Here is a 16618-nt window from a genome sequence, read left to right as displayed (position 1 = left end):
AACAGCCAGCTTCGGAGAGCAACTGCAGATTGTACGCGAAAGCACGCCGTTCGGCGACGTCGTCAAGGGTGAATCAGCCCGGTATTTCAGTGGCTTAGCCCGATCGGAGGGCAGAATAGAGCAAGTGCTGGACGAGCATGTTCGTTGGCCGGCCTCCCGGCAACTACGACCGATTGCTGGACGCTATGTATCAATGGTAGCCGAGTTCGCCACGTGGTTCGCTAGGCAGTGGTTTGCGCGTTGCCAGCCGCACGACTCGGTCCATGCCCTGCACAGCCAAACGCACCGGCGAGGCTTCCCGGGAATGAAGCTCGGCATGGTGTTTCGTTCCCTTGAAGTGGGCGTGTTTGGGGGAAGACCGTAGTCGGCGCGTTCGCGCCCGATGGAATTTTCGAAGAGTTGTTTCCAACGGCGGGAACGAACCAAACTTCCATGCATTTAGCTCTGGCTTCGTTCATTCACTCTTTCTTCTGGGAGCTGGACCATTGTCATCCGGAGGCTATCTCTTGGCCGACCAACAAACCAATGACGTTTCCATCGTTGATCTGATACCTGCCCTGCGGGCTTTCGCGCGCACCTTCTGCCGCGTTCCAGACGATGCCGACGATCTGGTGCAGGAAACGTTGACCAAAGGGCTCGCCAACATCGACAAGTTCGAACCCGGTACACGCATGAAGTCGTGGCTCTTCACCATCATGCGCAACACCTACTACACCCGGATCAAGATCGCTGCACGGGAAGCGCCAGGCCTTCTCGACTGCGCGTCTTCGAGACCGATTTCGGAAGCTACCCAGGAATGGACCGTTCAGAGCAAGGAAGTTCACGGCGCCATCCAAAAGCTGCCCGAACATCAGCGCGAGGTGCTGATGCTGATCGGCGTTTTAGGAGTGGGCTACGAGGAAACCGCCGAAATCTGCGGCTGCGCGGTAGGGACGGTCAAGAGCCGGCTGAACCGTGCCCGCGCCAACATCCTTGAGCTACTCGGGGAGAGCTCTCTGCAGACATTGATAGAGAGACGAAATCAGCTGTCGGATGGTCAGCTCGATATAGAGGTCGACAACCGCAGATAGTCAGCTCTTCACGTCTCGCCGACGCTTCTCGACGAGAGCGTTTTGCAATTCGATCGCCAGCTTGGAGAGGCGGTCCGGTATCTTTTCCTGCTCTATGGCGGCCAGGAGGGAAGCAATCTCCTGATCCACTGCCATCTCGACAAGCAGATCCGTGGTATCGTCGCTCGAATGAGACATCACGTTCTCTTGATAGCATCCCTAGATCCAAGTCTGATGATGAGCGCTCGGCACTACAGGGCGTTGTCGACCGCCGAGAGGCTCACCGGCGGCCCTTGCACAGTTTTCCTCCTTGCCGCGGCAAGACGCGGCGCGGTGGCGTCAGTCCTTCAGCAACCGGTTTGCGGCGTGATCCTGAAATTGATCGGACTTGATTCGATTGCCGTCCAGCCCGCGCTCTCGGCCATGTTGCTTCCTGTCGCGGTTGGACAAAACCGCGTTTTCCTCGATCTTGTCCTTGTCCAAGGTGGTCATTGCGCGGGCGCCGGCACCTTTGCCTTGGCTGCCTTGTCCGAAATGCTTTTTGCTGCCGGATGCCACGATCTCCTCCTTTGAATCCAGGACACCGATCGGTGCCGACGCCCGAACCGGCATCGCGCTGTAATGTTCCGTCTCACCCAGCAAGCAGGAAGGCGTCGCCATCCCATGACCGAAACGGCTTCTGGCCGTCGATGACGACCCGCAATTGGTGAGTTTGCGCAAGACGGCCGATGTCGGCCCGGTCCAAAGAAAGCGATCCGCGATAAGAATAGTTCAGCAATGCGAGCCGGCCCGGCCGTTTGAGAACGCGCGCAATTTCATCGAAAAGCCGCTCAGCCATGCCGGCCAGGACCAGGTAGGGAAAGCTGTCGACCGCCAACACGCAATCGAAACTGTCGTCGTCGAAGTCGGCCAGATCGAGACCGGAGGTTTGGCGCAGTTCGACATTGCCGAGCGCTGCGCATTGCTCGGAGGCGATAGAGATCATCCGCGATGATATGTCGATGCCGACCATCCGCTTGAAGGAATTGGACAGCGCGCGCTCGAAACGTCCGATGCCGCAACCGATGTCGAGGATGTCTCGTTCAATTCCGGTGAATTCTCGCGCCTCGAGCCATTCAACAATTTCGTCGGTCATGGCTGTCAGCCGCTCGTCATCGCCAAGGGATCCTAGCTGGACACTTGCGGCTGTCGAAATTGCTGCCGCGGCATCAAAACTCGAGGCCAGCCGCGTGACGACTGCGATATCCGTCTCGCCGTTACCGCGTTCATGCCGAACGGCGCCGCCTGTCGCTCGCAAAGTGGCAAGGACGCCCGGTCTGTGGCACAGCAGTCCAGCGACCTTTCGCAGTCTTTCAGCATCGCCGGTATCCGCCGGACGGACTTTCAGCACGACCTCCGCCAATTCCGCCGCTTCAATTGTGAGCGGCAGGTGAAGCGCCAGCCTGACGAGAACAGCTTCGGCGCAGGCACCATCGGCCACACAATCCTCGACCGCCCGTCTGACCGTTGTCCGGCGCTGCGCGTGCACACTCATGACATCAACTCCGCGTCCAGATCCTCCGCATCGTCCACCTGTCGACGGCGCCCCAGCCATATTTGTAGGCCTCCTGGCCGCGCAGGAAGTCGAACTCGCGCGCATCCTCGCGGATCGACTCCGCGATCGCGTGGCCGATCAGGATCGCCCCTGGGCTCTCCTCGGCATAAGCAGGATCGAGGCCGCCGAGATAGGCATAGGCGCGGCCGCGGTGGTGAAATCCGTAATAGGCGGCGACAGTCGTGCCATCGATCGCGAGCAACCAGCATCGGACCAGGCCGTGAGCATCGAGCAAGGGAAGTGAAAGCCCATGGAAGTGCTGCACGGCGGGGTCAGCCAATACACCACCTCCATGTCCAACCCAGCGTGCATGGTGCAGGCGGATCAATTGGTTCAGGAAGTTCTGATCGCCCCGGGCTGACGCCAACGCGAGCCGGCCGCGTCTGGACGCCGCTTGGCGCGCCCGGCGCAACTGGCGCCTGCGCCGAGCGGGAACGCAGCCGGCCAACGTGTCGTCGCCGGCAACAGCAAGCACGGGACAGGCTGCATGAATTACCGGCCTCTCGACCGTTAAACCGGGATGCGCGATCGTAAGACCGGCACTGTTTTGCGGCAGATCAGACAAGATCCATTGTGACCACCCGACCGAGCAGATCGTTTCGGCAATGGTGGCGACAACCGCCGCCTCGATATCCCGGACAGCCAGGATGTCCAGATAATCACTGAGCGAAATACCGACCGGAAGCAGCTTCGAACCGGCCGTTCCATGCTCGAGATAGAGTGGCGCCAGCCCGACCAGATCGCCGCCACGCCAGACCGCAACTGTCGCCAGTTCACCGGGTGCGAATGCGCGCCACCATGGCACCAGCCAGGCGGGGGATTGGAACGGCGTCGCAGAGGAACTCTGCTCCCACAGTTTCCACCAGTGCGGCGTCAAGGCATCGAATTTTACGGGGTCATCGATGATTTCGCTGCGCAACACTGCTTTTCTCACGGTGCCGCAGCGAAGCGCCGGCAATCTGTGCCAAGTTGTGCCAGCGCCTGATAAGCAGCCATATACGACGAGATCATCCGTTCCAGCGAAAACCGCCGCCGCGCTTCAACCCGGCACGCCTCGGCGTCCAGGCTGGGCGCCGCAAGAATGGCTTGGGCCATCTCGTCGACTGTGTTGACGAGAAAGCCCGTCCTGCCGTGCTCGATGACATCTGCAAGCGCACCATTCGGGAATGCGACCACCGGGGTACCGCAGGCGAGGGCCTCCATCGCGACAAGCGAGCTTGTCTCGGCGGCGAGGCTTGGAATGACCAGACAGCGGGCTGCGTTGAGAAAGCGCCTCTTGGCGTTAAAACCGAGCGGGCCTAGGAAGCGGCGGCGAGTATCAAGACGGGATTGGACCTCGTCGCGAAAGTAGCGCGTATGTGTTTCGTAGGGATAGACCTTGCCGCCGATGACCAAGGGCACGCCCGCCTGTTTGGCCGCGTCCAGGGCCAGGTGAATGCCCTTTTCCGGGCAGACCCGGCTGAGAACCAGGGCAAAGTCTCGCTTCGGCTGCACCAGGTTCAATGATTCGATGTCAACGCCGTTGGGAATCGGCGCCACCAGTCTGGCCCCTGGTGGCGCCGTTTGCTGCTGGGTGGACGAGACCGCATGGAGCCACAGGTCGTCGCGCGTCGGTCGCAGAGCCTCGGCCGGATACCAGTCCAAGGGCAGGTGGAGGCTCACCAGGGTCGGGCCATCGTCGGGCAGATAGGCATCGAAATCGATGCCGTGCAGATGGACCACATCGACCGGCCATCGGGCGCGGGCAGCGGCGATCGCTTTGCGATGAGCCTGCTGCGCGCGGCTCTTCGCCGCCTCGTCGAGCACGCCGTCTTCAGCCGGTATTTCCACAAGGGTACCGCTCGCGCTGGAGCCGCGGCAGCCAATGACGATAGAGCGGTGGCCGGCGCGAACCAGCGCCCGATCGAGCATCGACAGAACCTGTTCGGCACCGCCGACAGCATCGGGTCCGACGGGTGCGAGAGGGTAGGCGACATTGAGGACAGTGAGCGCCGCGGCTGGTTGGGCCTCGGTCCCGTACGCCGCACCACCTGTCCATGGTGCCGCTAATTCGTCCAATGTGTCAGGCGTCTGATGCATCGGCAGCATGACATTTCACGCGGCCGAGGCCCGCCGCGTCGGGAGCGAAGCGGACGTCATGCCGGGCGCATAGCGGCGGATCATGGTTGCGCAGAATTCCGCGAACTCCTCCGGCACCAGAGGTGGGCTGGTGTGGTGGGGCATCATTCCGCGATGCTCCGGTGTAAAGCAAAAGGTGACCGTCACGTCGAAATCGGCGAGTGCCTCCATCTGCCGGTCGAACCAGTCCAGCGCGTTCGGCCGGAAGTTGTCTGCCCAGGAAAGCCCCGTGCGCATATTGGTGACGCCCAGCCGCTTCATCCAGGCGACGGCATCGTCCAGCCGGGGGTCCTCGAAATGAAACCACTGCACCAGCCCCATTGCGGGCGTGTAGCGCAGGAACTCCTCCAGCGCAGGTTTTGGCGTACCGTCCTGGCGCAGCAGCCCCATGTGGAAATGTCGATAGTAAGAAGAGCCCTCCGCCTCGCGATGCCGCGTCGTTGCTTCCCATTCGCGCGGAAGATCGTAGAGGCTGTACCACTGGATGCGTGGTGCGTTGCCGATCAGCAACTCGGCGGTGCGCTTGAGCCCCCAGACCTGGATTTCTTCCGCGCCGAAGGTCGATACGCCGACTTCGCTGACCCAGATGGGAAGGTTGGTGACGGTCGCGATCTCGCCGATCTTCTGTGGCCATTCGTGGATCTGCCACAGGTTCCAGTCGAGCGGAAAGCCGTGCACGGCGACGGCATCGACATGGTCTAGCACGCCGAATTCCTTCATGCGGGTGATAAAGCCCGGATCTATCGGCGAGATGCCACCGAGTACTTTCGTCAAAGACGGGTTCTCCGACGCGATTGCGTCAGCCGACAAGATCGCCATCCTGGCAAAGCGGCTCCAATCGGGATCGAGCTCTGGGTCCCAATGCGATTTGTTGTTGGGCTCGTTCCAGATCATGGCGGCTTCAATCATGGAGCTGTCCTTTCGAGGGGTAGATGGCGCCGCCGCCGGCCGGGTCCCCGGCTGCGCGGCAGAAATAGACCTCCTGCTCGGGGTGCAGAACGATCTCGAAACCGGCGCTGCGCAGCATCGCTTCGGTGCAGGCGCGGTTTGGAATCCACCAGTTGGTGGGATCGTCGGCATAGCGGTGCTCGATAAAATGCAGCTTGGGAAACTGCGGCTGGTCGAACAGGTCATGCGTCCAGAAATGATAGTTTTCTTCCAACTCGGGCAGATCCGCGCTGCCGCGCTGCATGGACTGGAAGATCATCAGGTCACGGGCGACATGTTCGCGGATCAGGTCGAGCGCGAGCAAGGGGTGGCGCAAATGGTAAAGCACCCCCATGAACAGCACGACATCGAACGTCTCGCGCAGCGAGCCGACGTCGTAGACCGAAAGCTTCTGGAATTCGATCTCGCAATCGGCAACCTCGGCCGCAAAGCGAGCTTGGGCCAGATAGGCGTCATCGAAATCGATGCCGAGGACACGGTCAGCACCTCGCCGTTTCATCTCGATGGAGTAAAATCCTGCATTGCAGCCGATATCGAGTACCGCCTTGCCCGTCAGATCAGCGGGAATGGCATTGGCAAATTTGCGCCATTTGATCAGCGGGTAGTTGCCCAGAAAATGGTTGGGAGCGGTTTCGACGCCGGCAAGTTCCATGTTGTGGAACCATGGGCCGAGCGCATCGATGCGGCGGCGGATTTCGGCATGGGAATGCAGCATGGCTCAGGCTCCTTCGCCAGGAACGACGGGTACATGCGACTGCGCGCCGGGCATGATCATGGTGGGCCGGCGGTGCGCGGATGGGGCGTCGTTTTCAAGCAACCGCAGAGCTGTTCGATAGCCGTTGAAAGTGCCGACATCGACATAGTCCGACCCAGCCCTGACACCAAAAGCTGTACCGCCGGCCGCAATATAGGCGTTGACCAAAGTGCCGATATATTCGTCACTGCGCTCGCGCTCACGCCAGAGTGCCGCAAGCTGATGCAGGATATGGCCCGGCATCTTGAACGCACCCCAAACCCAGTTCGTGGCGGCATCCTGTCGTTTGACCTGGATTTCGATCACGCGCTCGTGGACGTCGGTGACGACGGCGTCGAAGAATTCCGGCTGATCCACCGGGAAAAGCAGAAATGAGAGCTGATCGTCGGGCAAATGGCGGAAACCGTCCTCGGGAAACCAGATCGTATCGGGAAGGCCGACCAGGACGACCTCGTCGGGCGCGACGAGGGGCGCCGCCCGGAAGATCGCATCGCACAGACCGACGGGGTTCGGCTGCACCACGAAGAGAGCCGCCGCGTCACCGTAGCCGGCGGCGTAGTATTCAAGGATGTCGGATTTGCCCGATCCGATGATGAAGCAAATCTTGTCGACGCCGGCCTGCACCATGCGCCGTACCAGATACTCGCTCACGGCGCAGGGACGCTCGGTCTGTCCATCGATCCGGCTACCGACCGGCAGCAGCTCTTTCGAGAAGCCGAGCGGCTGAATGCGGCTGCCGCGCCCGGCAGCGGGTACGATGCCCAACATCAGACCGCTTCCCTCATCGGTTCGCCGGGAGATCTTTGAAAGGCATCGTTCAGGATGCGATCCAGTTCCGCCGCGCGCCGTGCGGAAGTGTGTTCGCCCAAGACCCGGTCGCGGGCACGCCTTCGAATGCCGTCGAGCTCGCGCTCCGGCAATCGCAATGCGGCGACCACATCATCGGTGTCATGCGCCAACAAGATTTCGCGGCCGGGTTCGAAAAATTCGGCCAGGCCCGGCCATGCATCGGTGACGATGGCAGCCCCACACGCGGCCGCTTCGAAGAGCCGTCCCGACGGGCACCAGCCCTTTTGCGCCATCGCCTCCCGGGTGACGTTCAATGTAAGGCGAGATGATGAGAAGAAAGCCGGATGATCGGCGGGCGGAAGATGCCTGACAAAGAAGATATTGTCGCTCCATGGGAATTCCTGCGGATATTGCGCGCCGCCAATGATGAAGCGGTGGTCAGGCAGGCGCGCGGCCGGGCGGACCAGCAGCTTTTCGACGCCGGCCTGGCGATCCGCCGCGTAGGTTCCGAGATAGGACAGATCACCGGCGAATTCCGCCCGCTTCTCTGCCGGCCGGTGTTGGTCGGGATCGACATGCCCATAGAGCGGCACCACGTGACGCGCGCCCAAAACCGACTTAAGCGCCTCGATCGCAGAGCCGCCGGTGTAACTCAAAACGAGGTCGAAATCGGCGAGACCCTCAGGTCCGAAATAGGGCGGACGCTCGCCTTGCTCGATGCGGGCAAGCGTGACCGGAGTGTCGAGATCGTAGAAGACACGCAATCCGCGACCTGTCTGCTGCGCCAGCCGCGAGGCCTCCACGGCGTCGGCACAGTAGGAGGTGACGACGACGACATCCGCTTGCTTCATTGCCCGCTCCGCAACGCGACGGATGTCCTCCCAGTCCGGATAAATGACGACGTTGCCGCCATCGAGCCGATCGAGATCACGCGTCCCGGCATAGTAGGGGGTATCGCGTTCGAAGAAGGTGATGGACCATCCCAGCCGACCCAGGGCGCGGATCAGTCCCCGCCAGAGCGTGGCATGGCCGTTGCCCCATGATGATGTAACGGTGAGACCGAAAATGACCATCTGCATCCGGAAAGTCCTCGTCAGGCAGCTTCGTTCATTCGCAGGAGCTTGGAGCCCCAGTCACCCGACACGATCGTCGTGATCGAGGCTGGATCGATGTCGAAGCGGAAGCAGTCGCCGACCGGCAAGCCAAGCACCTTGCAGACGGCGGCTTTGATCACGTCGGCGTGGCTGACCAGGGCGACACACTGATTCGGATGCCGCTCGCGCACTGCGTTCATCAGTGCGACGATCCGCTCCTGGACATCCAGCATGGTCTCGCCGCTCGGTGTCCTGGCCTCCTGCCGCTGGTCGTTCCACGCCCGCCAACCGGCATCTCCATTCAACTCGTCGAAAGTCTTTCCCGACCAATCGCCGAAATCGATCTCGTCGAGTTCGGCGCAGATCGCGATTTCACCGACGCCGCAGGCAAGCGCGATCGGCACGGCCGTCTCTTGCGTACGCTCACGCGGGCTGCACAAGATGGCTTCAATTGGCTCCCGGGCCATGCGGCCACCAAGATGCGCGGCCTGCGCCTTCCCAGCCTCGCCAAGGCAAACGCCATCCATCCGTCCTGCAAGATAGGAGCCGACATTGTCGTGCGCTGCATGACGGATCAAAAAGAACGTTGTCGTCATTCCGCGGCATCCAGCAAAGGCTCGTCCTTGCCGGCGATGAAAGCGAGCGTGCGCTGCCGCGCTTCGGCGTCGGTGAACTGTTCGGGAGGCGACTTCATGAAATAGCTGCAGGGACCGGTCAGTGCTCCCGCTATGCCGCGATCGAGCGCAAGCTTGGCGCAGCGTATCGCATCGATCACCACGCCGGCTGAATTTGGAGAATCCCAGACTTCCAGCTTGAGCTCGGCGTTGAGCGGCACGCCGCCGAAGGTCGTCCCTTCCACCCGGATATAGGCCCATTTGCGATCGGTCAGCCACGGTACGTGGTCGCTGGGTCCGACATGAATATTGCCCGGCTCCAGGGGAACATCGAACTGGCTGGCCACGGACTGGGTCTTGGAAATTTTCTTTGATTCCAGCCGCTCGCGTTCCAGCATGTTGAGGAAGTCGGTGTTGCCGCCGAAATTCAGCTGATAAGTGCGATCGATGCGCACGCCGCGCTCGCGGAAGAGATTGGCCAGCAGGCGGTGAACGATGGTCGCCCCGACCTGGCTCTTGATATCATCGCCGACCAGCGGCAGCCCTCGCTGCTCGAAGCGCCGGCGCCATTCCGGACGTGAGGCGATGAAAACGGGTATGCAGTTGACGAAGGCGCAGCCGGCCTCAAGCGCGCATTCGGCGTAGAAGCGCGTCGCCTCCTCGGAGCCCACCGGCAGGTAAGAGACCAGCACGTCGGCGCCGCTGTTGCGCAGGATTTCGCTGACGTCGGCAACCGGCTCCGGCGCCTCCTCGATTTCGTCGCGCAAGTATTTTCCGATGCCGTCAAGTGTCGGTCCGCGCTCGACGCGAACGCCGTTTGCCGCCGCATCGGCAAAGCGGAACGTGTTGTTCGGGGCGGCGTAGATTGCTTCAGCGACGTCGAGGCCAACCTTGCTCCTGGCGACGTCGAATGCGCAGACAATCTCGATGTCGTCGACATGGTAACCGCCGAGGTCGGCATGCATCAGCCCTGGGATTGGTTCGTTGCTTTTTGCGTGACGATAATAGGAGAGGCCCTGCACCAGGGAGGATGCGCAATTGCCGACCCCGACGATACCGACACGAACCTTTTTCGATCCCACGAAACTGCCGCCCTATGCTGTTCAAAGGTAAGTTCCTGCCGCCGAACCACCAGCGTGCCGGAATGTTCCTTGGCCTGCCGAAAAATTGCGCAAGACAGCATGGATCGAAGCAGCGCTCGCTGCGTTGCCGCAAGGCAAAGCATTGGAAAACCGATCGATGATCGTTTATGGCGACCAGAAGCGGAGGCAGAGCGCAGAACGGCTTCGCGAAGCTGCCAGCGAGATTGCTCAAAGTCTGGACCGCATGGCTCATGGCATCCGACGCCATGCCGCGTTGGTCGGCCTATTCATCAGCGTATCGGAACTGGTTCGCGCGCTTGCCGATGTCGATTTCGAGAACAGGGGCATCGACATCTTTTCGCCGCGGCAACAGCAAGGCGCCAGATTGCTGGTTGGTCTTGCGGCAGAGGTGGCGAAGTCGTGGCGAAGCGGTTTCGCCGTGGGCGGTGGCATCGAGCCGGGACTTCTCCAACTGCTGGACGGGTTGGATTGCGAGGCTGAGGTTCTGACCGGTTCTGCCGAGGGTTACGCGCATTACGCGCTTTATCCCGAAAGCTATATGGGAGCGGCGCAGGAGTCAGGTCTCGATGCGAACACATGCGTGATCGGCATCCGCAGCATCGGCCTGGGGCTTGCCGCCATAGTGGCTGCCGCGATTGGCGCGCCGGCGCCGTTCAGCGTTCGTCCGGTCGGCCATCCTTTCCGCAGGCACATCAATGCCGATCCGCGCTCGATCGCTTCCTGGAAGAACAATCCATCGGCACGCTTCGCCGTTGTAGACGAAGGTCCCGGTCTGTCCGGCAGTTCGATGCACGCCGTCGTCGCGTGGCTGCGGGAACTGGGTATTGGTATGGACCGCATTCACCTGTTTCCCAGCCATCCTGGCAACCCGGGCATCGAAGCGTCACGGGAGGCCAGGGAGACATGGTCGCGCTGTCCGAAACATGTGGCGACGGCGCTCGAATGCACCTTCCCCGAAAGCTCGAACATTCCCACGCTTAGCGAATGGGTGGCCGAGGCGGTCGGCAGCCCCGAATTACGCCTGACCGAACTGTCTGGTGGCGAATGGAGGAGCGTCCACTACGTCGACGAAAAGCATTGGCCGCCGAGCCCGCGCGGCATCGAGCGGCGTAAATTCCTGGCGTCCGCGGGGTGTGGTCGCTGGCTCGTCAAATTCGCCGGCCTCGGCGAAACCGGACGGCGTAAGAGACGAGCCGCGGAAATGTTGGGGAAAGCCGGGTTCGGATCGCAAGTGGTCGGGCTTTGCCACGGCTTTCTGGTCGAACGGTGGATTGACGGCACCACGATGGACCAGGCGCCGCTGCCAAGAGGAAGGCTGGTCGCGGAGTTGGCGCGCTATCTAACCTGGCGGGCGCTCAATCTCCGAACCTGCGAACCGGGTGCATCATTGCTCGCACTCACGGAAATGGCTGTTTCCAATACATCTGAAGCCCTGGGCGAGAACCGAGCGGCGACGTTGCGCGGCTGGCTCTCGAAAAAAACCCCTGCGCATGTTCTGCAGCCGGTGGAAATCGACGGAAAGCTTCACGCGTGGGAGTTTCTCGTTTGTGCCGACGGCTCGGTGGTCAAGACAGATGCCGTCGACCATTGCCGGGCACACGATTTGATTGGCTGCCAGCCGATAGAGTGGGACATTGCCGGCGCCCGTGTCGAATATGGACTGTCCGACAGCGATGTGACGACATTGGTCGAGGGGATGGGGCTCGATATTGACAATGGCCACATCGATTTTTTCGAACCCTGCTATTTGGCGTTCCAAATCGGGCTCTGGAGCACGGCTGCGCAATCCGAAAATGGCCAGGAAAAAGCAAGGCTGGCCGCGACCGCAGACCGATACAGGGCGGGGCTGATACGGTTCCTGGACGACTCTCAGGTGTAGCGTTTCGATCAATCCAGCCTTCGTAGCATGTCTGCTTCCTGCTCGAGAATAGCGGCCACTTCCTCGCGCTGCAGATGCGTCATCATCAGGCTGACGCAGCACTCGAGATAGGTGATCGAGGAGCGCCGCAGATAGGCAGCCGCCTCGCGTTCGGCAATCTTGTCGACATCCTTCGCGGGTCGCTTGGGTTGCATGAGGATGATCCTCCGTATCGGGTCCCTCCCGCCAAACTACAAGGTTGGATGGATGTTCCGCACGATCTCCGGGCAGGTCCGGCCGCGGCCCACGTCATGCAGGAAGGTTCTGCAGCCCGCCTGCGGGTCTCCTTTTGGCAAGGCCTGTCATCTGATCGCCCATGCCGGTGCCTTCGAGCGCCGCGAAATAATCGATCGTCAGCTTGAGCCCTTCGTTGAGCGGCACTCTCGGCGACCAGCCGAGCAGCGTTTTCGCACGCGAAATATCAGGCTGCCTGCGCCGAGGATCGTCTTGCGGCAGGGGCAGAAATTTCAGATCCGACTTGGTGCCGGTCATCGCCTTCACCAATGCCGCCAGTCGCACGATGGTGAATTCTCCGGGATTGCCCAGATTGACCGGCTTGCCCGGATTGGGGTCGATGTTCATCAGGCGCATCAATCCATCAATCAAGTCGGAGACATAGCAGAAGGATCGCGTTTGCTGGCCGTCGCCGAATATCGTCAGCGGACGCTTCTCGAGCGCCTGCATGATCAAATTCGAGACGATGCGACCGTCGGCCGGATCCATTCTCGGACCGTAGGTGTTGAAGATGCGCGCGACGCGGACGTCGGCCTTGCCGGCCCTTAGATAGTCGAAGCAAAGCGTTTCGGCGGTGCGCTTTCCCTCGTCGTAGCAGGCGCGTGGGCCGGTGCAGTTCACATGACCGACATAATCCTCCCTTTGCGGGTGTTGTTCCGGATCGCCATACACTTCGCTCGTCGAGGCCTGCAGCAGTCGCGCGTCATTGCGGACAGCGAGTTCGAGCAGGTTGAGGGTTCCGATCACGCAGGTACGCGTGGTGTGTATCGGGTCGGCCTGATAACGCGGCGGTGAGGCGGCGCAGGCCAGGTTGAAGATGTGATCCACGGGCTCGCCGAGATCCAATGGCCGGCAGATGTCCTGCTCGATCAATCGGAAACCCGGCCGGTCCATGATCGAGATGATGTTTTCCATGCGCCCGGTCAGAAAATTGTCGACGCAGATCACGCGCCAGCCGTTGCGGAGCAATACTTCGCAAAGATGCGAACCGAGGAAACCCGCGCCGCCGGCAACAAGCACCGTCTTTGCCCTGTGCGCCTTTCTTGTCTGTCGCATCGCTGTTTTCTCCTGTCTGCCGTTCATGCTGCACTTCCAATGTCGAGATCGAGGGCCGTCGCCCTTGGTTGGGTCAGCGCCGCCACGAATTCGCGAGCCCTGGCCCCACCGGTGTGGGAAGCGAGGACGAGTTTGCGAGCCCGGCCGGCCATGGCCAGGCGTGCGCGCTCGGACTCGCCAACGAGGATATCGATGACTTCGTCCGTCTCCGCGGCGGTGTGGATCGCCGATGCGGGAAAGAAGCTGTCGAGCCCTGGCCAGTGGTCGCTGACGATGGGCGTGCCGCAAGCCGCCGCTTCGAACAGGCGCACGCTGGGCGACCATCCTGCGGTGATCATGGAACTGCGTGTGACATTCAGCGTGTAGCGCTGACGGCTATAGAACGCGGCGTGATCGGCTGGCGGCAAATGTTCGATGCGTTCGACATTGTCCGGCCAGATGATGTCGGATGGATATTGGGAGCCGGCCACGACGAAACGGAGGTTCGGCATATGCCGTGCGGGCTCGAGCAGCAGAGCGTTCAGCGTTGTCTGCCGGTCCATGCTGTAGGTGCCGAGATAGCCGAGATCCCAGCGGATCGGATCTCCTGTCGGGTGATGCCGTTCTGGATCGACCGAACAATAGAGAGGTTCGGCATGACGCGCGCCGAAGTCTTGCGCCAGATGGTTGAGCGTTGGTCCGCCAGTGAAGGAGAAATAGACATCGAAATACGGAATTTGCCGCGAACTCAGATAATCGCAATCGTCGGCTGAAAGCTTGGCCAGGGTCACCGGGGTGTCGATGTCGTAAAAGCAGAGCTGCCCCTTGCAAAGCGAGGCGACGATGTCGATGACCTGGCGTCCTTCTGGAACAAAGGATCCGATGACGATGATGTCGGCCTGCTCCAGGCACTGTGCGTAGTCGCGTTGCAGCTCCGCAGTGGTTTCGTAGTAGCGCAAGGCGCAGAACTCCGGATCGCGCAGATCGCGGTGATTGGCGTACCAGGGCACGTTGCGCTCCAGAAAAGTCACCCGGTGACCGAGTCCGTGCAAGCCTTTCAAAAGACCCCGGAAAGTCGTGGCGTGGCCGTTTCCCCAGGATGAGGACAGCGACAGGCCGAGAAAGACGATGTCCAGTTTCTTGGTCATTCCGCTGCCTCCACGGCCCCGTGCTCGAAATGACGTTTGAAGACGGCATCCGCCACATCCGCCCGAAGCGCGTAGGTATGGTCCGCCAGCACGCGGTGAAGTGCGGCTTGGCCGATTGCCTTGGCCCGCCCGGGGGTCAGCGAGCGCATTATTTCGGCGACATCGCCGCCGTCACGCGCGACCAGGATCTCCTCGCCTGGTTTCAGGAACAGTTCCACGCCCAGCCATGCATCCGTGATGAGACAGGCGCCCGCGCCGGCCGCCTCGAACACTCGCGTGGCCGGTGAAAAACCGTTGGCGGCCATGCTGTCGCGGCTGATGTTCAACACGGCTTTTGGGGTGACATTGAAGGCGTTGTGATCGCGGGTGCCGACATGGCCGAGCCAGCCTACATTGGTGGGGAGCGGCTTGTCGCCCCAACCCGAGCCTCCGAGCAGGAAACGCTGTTTCGGCAGCTGGCTGGCGGGATCGAGGAAAAACGATTCGACACGCGCTTCACGGTCCGGCAGCCGGTTTCCGAGGAACGCCAGGTCGCAGGCAAAACGCGCTTTGCTGGCGACCGGATGGTGCGTTTCGGGATCGAGCGCATTGTAGATGGGCACGCACTCCTTGGCGCCCATGGCACGATAGGCCCAGACAACGGGATCGCCGCCACCATAGGTCAGCACGAGGTCGATCTCCTGCAGTGCACGATGGAGCGGGTGGTCCGGCTCGTCGCGCAACTGGGCAAGCGTGGCTGGCGCATCCACGTCCCAGAATACGACAAGCGCGTCGCTGCGGGCGTGGTCGAGAACGGCGCGAAGCAGCGCCTCGTCTTCGAAACCGACGCCACTCGCCTTGACGACGATGTCGGCGCCGGCGGCACGTGCCGCGACCTGCATCAGCGCATGCTGGGTCGCCTCGTAAACGACGACAGTGCACCAGTCGGGAGCTTCGATGTCGCGGTTCTTCTGCCGGTCGTAGACATCGGGTTCGTAGAACGTGATCTCGTAACCCAATTGCGAAAGTGCCTTGAGCAAACCGCGATAGTACGTCGCGGCACCGTTCCAGTAGGACGACAAAAGGCTCGATCCATAGAATGCGATCTTCATGCGACGGCTTCCTTTGCGGCTGTCGGGACGGCGGTGTGTCGGTTCGCGCATTGCGTGAGCACGCCGAGCAACTCGTCGACGCGGTGGCGGCAGGTGTGCCGCGAGCGGATGGTCTCGAGACCCGAGGTCACCAGGGAGGCCGCAAAGTCCTCGTCGGACAACACCGTCCGAAGCTGTTGCCGCATTTGCGAGCCATTCTCGGCAAACAGGAAGTCGACACCGGGCCTGAAAAGCTGCTCGACATCGGACCATGGCGCTGAAATCAGCGGAATGCCGCAGGCGAGTGCCTCGAACATGCGGATCGTCGGGATTCCGGGCAACCTCTCGCGATAGGGGCGCCGTGGAACGTGAACGGTGACACGATGCGCGGCGAAGGCCTTCGGCACGTCGGCATTGGCGATCCACCCCTCATAGCGCAGTCCTGCGGTGGCCAGATCCGCAAGTGCGGTCTTGGGGTAGCGTACGCCGTGAACAGCGGCATCAAGGCCGAGATCGTGCACCGGCTCGATCAGAAACTCCTTGAGTTCGGCGGTCCGCTCATCATCGCCCCAGTTGCCGATCCAGACCAGATCGGAGGTGGGGTGGATCTCCGGGTGCGGCTTGAACAGGCGATCGTCCGCCGCTTCATGCCAAGTGAAGACGCGCTTGCCCCAGCCGGCGCGCAGATAGCTCTCGCGCAAGGTTTCGCCAAAGGCGAGAACGCCGTCATAGTGCTCCAGCCGGAGCGCCGAGAGTGCCTCGGTCGCAGACACGGCCCGGTGGTGGGTGTCGTGAAAAAGAAGGATGAAGTTGCCGCCGGCGGCCCGGGCACGGCCAATACGTGCGACAAGCTCCGGATCCGTCCACTCATGAACGATCACAACGTCGGCCTCGGCAATCCAGGCTTCGTGATCAAATCCGGCGTCGTAGGTCACCGGCATCAGTTCGGGAAAATCCTTGCGGAAGCGTTCGATGGCGAACGACCCCTTCTCAGCCAGCAGATTCGACCGGCTCCAGCCATTCGCCGGCTCCAGCGCAATAGTCTGATGCCGGCGCTGGACCAGCTCTCGCATGACGCCGCGCAGGAAATGGGCATTGCCATGGTTCCAGTCGGAAACGACCGAGTGGGTGTAGAACACAAAGCGCATGA

18 protein-coding genes are annotated in these 16618 nt (G+C 61.6%); 2 read left to right on the top strand and 16 right to left on the bottom strand.

The features are described from left to right. Positions 1-506 precede the first annotated feature (506 nt). A complete protein-coding gene (locus tag X757_RS158185; RefSeq protein WP_023681087.1) occupies positions 507-1070 on the top strand; it encodes a sigma-70 family RNA polymerase sigma factor in 564 nt (187 codons plus the stop codon). Here X757_RS158185 and X757_RS1000000166240 read toward each other — a convergent pair whose 3' ends face one another. The 11 genes from X757_RS1000000166240 to X757_RS158235 all read right to left on the bottom strand — a co-directional run bounded on the left by X757_RS1000000166240 (position 1071) and on the right by X757_RS158235 (position 10042). Next, positions 1071-1247, bottom strand: coding sequence for a hypothetical protein (locus X757_RS1000000166240; protein WP_023725538.1), 177 nt, complete (start codon positions 1245-1247; stop codon positions 1071-1073). It lies immediately after the preceding gene. 141 nt (positions 1248-1388) lie between these two features. Then, positions 1389-1709: a hypothetical protein gene (locus tag X757_RS158190; RefSeq protein WP_373432827.1), complete on the bottom strand. Its 321-nt coding sequence runs from the start codon at positions 1707-1709 to the stop codon at positions 1389-1391. Next, positions 1681-2583: a class I SAM-dependent methyltransferase gene (locus tag X757_RS158195; RefSeq protein WP_023725536.1), complete on the bottom strand. Its 903-nt coding sequence runs from the start codon at positions 2581-2583 to the stop codon at positions 1681-1683. Before X757_RS158195 ends, X757_RS158190 begins: the two co-directional genes overlap by 29 nt. A 4-nt stretch (positions 2584-2587) precedes the next feature. After that, a complete protein-coding gene (locus X757_RS158200) occupies positions 2588-3565 on the bottom strand; it encodes a GNAT family N-acetyltransferase (RefSeq protein ID WP_245275036.1) in 978 nt (325 codons plus the stop codon). A gap of 8 nt (positions 3566-3573) precedes the next feature. Then, the gene (locus tag X757_RS158205) at positions 3574-4731 is read right to left on the bottom strand and encodes a glycosyltransferase (RefSeq protein WP_023725534.1); all 1158 of its coding nucleotides are present in this window, start codon (positions 4729-4731) and stop codon (positions 3574-3576) included. A 6-nt stretch (positions 4732-4737) separates the two neighbouring features. Beyond that, positions 4738-5670, bottom strand: a complete 933-nt coding sequence (locus X757_RS158210) for a beta-xylosidase (RefSeq protein WP_023725533.1) — start codon at positions 5668-5670, stop codon at positions 4738-4740. After that, positions 5663-6424 carry a TIGR04290 family methyltransferase gene (locus tag X757_RS158215; protein WP_023687791.1) on the bottom strand — a complete coding sequence of 254 codons (762 nt, stop codon included), beginning with the start codon at positions 6422-6424 and terminating at the stop codon, positions 5663-5665. The genes X757_RS158210 and X757_RS158215 overlap by 8 nt, the downstream gene beginning before the upstream one ends. Before the next feature lie 3 nt (positions 6425-6427). After that, positions 6428-7231 carry a sugar phosphate nucleotidyltransferase gene (locus X757_RS158220; RefSeq protein WP_023725532.1) on the bottom strand — a complete coding sequence of 268 codons (804 nt, stop codon included), beginning with the start codon at positions 7229-7231 and terminating at the stop codon, positions 6428-6430. Continuing rightward, complete coding sequence (locus X757_RS158225) at positions 7231-8331, bottom strand: glycosyltransferase (protein ID WP_023714676.1); 1101 nt, start codon at positions 8329-8331, stop codon at positions 7231-7233. The genes X757_RS158220 and X757_RS158225 overlap by 1 nt, the downstream gene beginning before the upstream one ends. A 14-nt stretch (positions 8332-8345) precedes the next feature. Then, positions 8346-8942 (bottom strand): histidine phosphatase family protein, encoded by a 597-nt coding sequence (locus tag X757_RS158230; protein WP_023667978.1) that lies wholly within the window; start codon positions 8940-8942, stop codon positions 8346-8348. After that, a complete protein-coding gene (locus X757_RS158235; RefSeq protein ID WP_023681094.1) occupies positions 8939-10042 on the bottom strand; it encodes an inositol-3-phosphate synthase in 1104 nt (367 codons plus the stop codon). The genes X757_RS158230 and X757_RS158235 overlap by 4 nt, the downstream gene beginning before the upstream one ends. 85 nt (positions 10043-10127) lie before the next feature. Between X757_RS158235 and X757_RS158240 the strand changes: the two genes are divergently transcribed. Next, positions 10128-11942 carry a hypothetical protein gene (locus X757_RS158240; RefSeq protein ID WP_245275035.1) on the top strand — a complete coding sequence of 605 codons (1815 nt, stop codon included), beginning with the start codon at positions 10128-10130 and terminating at the stop codon, positions 11940-11942. Positions 11943-11950: 8 nt separating this feature from the next. Here the strand turns inward: X757_RS158240 and X757_RS158245 are convergent, their stop codons facing one another. From X757_RS158245 to X757_RS158265, 5 genes are all read right to left on the bottom strand, one after another. After that, a complete protein-coding gene (locus X757_RS158245) occupies positions 11951-12136 on the bottom strand; it encodes a hypothetical protein (RefSeq protein ID WP_023667982.1) in 186 nt (61 codons plus the stop codon). Positions 12137-12230: 94 nt separating this feature from the next. Next, on the bottom strand, positions 12231-13271 hold the full coding sequence (locus X757_RS158250; protein ID WP_023725530.1) for a UDP-glucuronic acid decarboxylase family protein: 1041 nt from the start codon (positions 13269-13271) through the stop codon (positions 12231-12233). Positions 13272-13294: 23 nt separating this feature from the next. Beyond that, complete coding sequence (locus tag X757_RS158255; protein ID WP_023725529.1) at positions 13295-14398, bottom strand: glycosyltransferase; 1104 nt, start codon at positions 14396-14398, stop codon at positions 13295-13297. Then, positions 14395-15489 (bottom strand): glycosyltransferase, encoded by a 1095-nt coding sequence (locus tag X757_RS158260; protein WP_023667985.1) that lies wholly within the window; start codon positions 15487-15489, stop codon positions 14395-14397. Before X757_RS158260 ends, X757_RS158255 begins: the two co-directional genes overlap by 4 nt. Next, complete coding sequence (locus X757_RS158265) at positions 15486-16616, bottom strand: glycosyltransferase (RefSeq protein ID WP_023681098.1); 1131 nt, start codon at positions 16614-16616, stop codon at positions 15486-15488. The genes X757_RS158260 and X757_RS158265 overlap by 4 nt, the downstream gene beginning before the upstream one ends. Positions 16617-16618 lie beyond the last annotated feature (2 nt).

This window comes from Mesorhizobium sp. LSHC412B00 (genome assembly GCF_000503035.1).
Classification (GTDB): Bacteria; Pseudomonadota; Alphaproteobacteria; order Rhizobiales; family Rhizobiaceae; genus Mesorhizobium.
Note: the sequence above shows the minus strand (reverse complement) of the source record. Positions and strands in the feature narration are given on the sequence as shown.

Coding starts and splice junctions, on each gene's coding strand:
- X757_RS1000000166240 (WP_023725538.1), bottom strand. CDS start 1,247: ATGTCTCATTCGAGCGACGATACCACGGATCTGCTTGTCGAGATGGCA.
- X757_RS158190 (WP_373432827.1), bottom strand. CDS start 1,709: ATGGCGACGCCTTCCTGCTTGCTGGGTGAGACGGAACATTACAGCGCG.
- X757_RS158195 (WP_023725536.1), bottom strand. CDS start 2,583: ATGAGTGTGCACGCGCAGCGCCGGACAACGGTCAGACGGGCGGTCGAG.
- X757_RS158205 (WP_023725534.1), bottom strand. CDS start 4,731: ATGCTGCCGATGCATCAGACGCCTGACACATTGGACGAATTAGCGGCA.
- X757_RS158210 (WP_023725533.1), bottom strand. CDS start 5,670: ATGATTGAAGCCGCCATGATCTGGAACGAGCCCAACAACAAATCGCAT.
- X757_RS158215 (WP_023687791.1), bottom strand. CDS start 6,424: ATGCTGCATTCCCATGCCGAAATCCGCCGCCGCATCGATGCGCTCGGC.
- X757_RS158220 (WP_023725532.1), bottom strand. CDS start 7,231: ATGTTGGGCATCGTACCCGCTGCCGGGCGCGGCAGCCGCATTCAGCCG.
- X757_RS158225 (WP_023714676.1), bottom strand. CDS start 8,331: ATGCAGATGGTCATTTTCGGTCTCACCGTTACATCATCATGGGGCAAC.
- X757_RS158230 (WP_023667978.1), bottom strand. CDS start 8,942: ATGACGACAACGTTCTTTTTGATCCGTCATGCAGCGCACGACAATGTC.
- X757_RS158245 (WP_023667982.1), bottom strand. CDS start 12,136: ATGCAACCCAAGCGACCCGCGAAGGATGTCGACAAGATTGCCGAACGC.
- X757_RS158250 (WP_023725530.1), bottom strand. CDS start 13,271: ATGCGACAGACAAGAAAGGCGCACAGGGCAAAGACGGTGCTTGTTGCC.
- X757_RS158255 (WP_023725529.1), bottom strand. CDS start 14,398: ATGACCAAGAAACTGGACATCGTCTTTCTCGGCCTGTCGCTGTCCTCA.
- X757_RS158260 (WP_023667985.1), bottom strand. CDS start 15,489: ATGAAGATCGCATTCTATGGATCGAGCCTTTTGTCGTCCTACTGGAAC.
- X757_RS158265 (WP_023681098.1), bottom strand. CDS start 16,616: ATGCGCTTTGTGTTCTACACCCACTCGGTCGTTTCCGACTGGAACCAT.